Source organism: Microbulbifer sp. 2205BS26-8, assembly GCF_030731025.1.
Lineage (GTDB): Bacteria > Pseudomonadota > Gammaproteobacteria > Pseudomonadales > Cellvibrionaceae > Microbulbifer > Microbulbifer spongiae.
Genome location: NZ_JAVAMR010000144.1, coordinates 1 through 974 on the forward strand (window position 1 = coordinate 1; position 974 = coordinate 974).

Annotated in this window: 1 protein-coding gene; it reads right to left on the reverse strand. The window is 36.6% G+C overall.

Features of this window, described 5'->3' with window-relative positions; all coding sequences use genetic code 11:
• Positions 1–490: hypothetical protein (locus Q5Y71_RS16945; protein WP_306043250.1), on the reverse strand; the 490-nt coding region annotated here is incomplete at its 3' end.
• Positions 491–974 lie beyond the last annotated feature (484 nt).

Consider the following 974-nt stretch of genomic DNA (forward strand, 5'->3'; position numbering starts at 1 on the left):
CTAGTAACTGAGCGTTCAGTTGCACAAATTCTGCAACTCTCATTATAGAGTTATCTGATTCTGACGCTATCGTTAAACCCGGCAGGAAAGGGGTAGTGGATTGAGAACCAAATAATGCAAGGATATTATAAACCTCTGTGGCTGTTGGGCCATAGCTAAGCACGCTATAATCAAACGAAGCGAGCCCTCTCCTGGTAAAGACCAAACTATTAATAAATATCTCTCGCTCTACTTCCGGCAAAACGCCTAAAGGTGTATTTTCTATTGGAGTAGTGGCCAAATAATTTTTCAAGACAACTTGATTTTTTATTGGTGCTAGTAAAAAATCTATCTCTCTTTTTCCTGCCATAGCTTTTTCTTTATATTGCTTTGCGGTATGATTCTCAAATCTAATTGTTTTATTTTCTGGCAAAATATCAAAAGAAAATACTTGTTGAGATAAAAAAAATAATATCGTAATTTCTAAAATAGTTAGTGTAACTTTCTTCATTTCAAATATCCTTTTTAGAAAACATGGAAAGATAACCTTAAGTCATCAACAGAATTTTAGAGGGGCCACTAAATTAACTAGTCGAATCAACTCTAATATTTATCCATTAAACAAATAAAATTATCAATAGTTAATTAACTACCTATTCAGTTTACGGTCGATGATGAAAAAGTCAATACTATTGATATCATATTTTTCCTGTATTGCCCCCACGTTAAATATAAATAGTTTACCTTGAACTAAGGTACTATATAACCGAAAAAATATACCTTTGAATCACCCCGAGCTTCTCAGAAGCCAACTTTCTTCAGATAATTAGCCAATGAATAATCGACCTGGATACTTTCTCGAAGTATGGTTCTCTAACAATATATGGACCAGAACTTTACACTTTCCTTTCCAGTGACGGCGGCAGCTACGGCGGTCTGGTGGTGACCCTCGGTGGCAGTGGTGACCCGGAGGCCCTGCTGGATGCCTCCGTGGT